The 210-nt window shown below is 62.9% G+C and carries 1 protein-coding gene; it reads right to left on the bottom strand.

Annotated features, from left to right (window positions below; genetic code table 11):
* Positions 1–210, bottom strand: a 210-nt coding sequence (locus NX782_RS26325) for a hypothetical protein (RefSeq protein WP_258848452.1), incomplete at both ends; no start/stop codon positions are given.

Here is a 210-nt window from a genome sequence, read left to right as displayed (position 1 = left end):
GTTCACCGTGCCGGTTTTGCCGGTAGCGGCACTGCCTGCGAGAGTCGTCTCTTCAGCATCGGAGGTTGCCGTCAGTTCCCTGCCGGCGATGCCGCCTTTGGTAAAGTCGACGTCCGGGTCGCCTGCAGTAGCAGCAGGCGCCTTCTGCTTGCCGCCGTTGAAGTCGCCTGCAGCCTTGAAGATGTCCTCATGCATGGTGGTCAGCGCGGT

Source organism: Massilia norwichensis (genome assembly GCF_024753245.1).
In the GTDB taxonomy this organism is placed as follows: Bacteria; Pseudomonadota; Gammaproteobacteria; order Burkholderiales; family Burkholderiaceae_D; genus Telluria; species Telluria norwichensis.
Note: the sequence above shows the minus strand (reverse complement) of the source record. Positions and strands in the feature narration are given on the sequence as shown.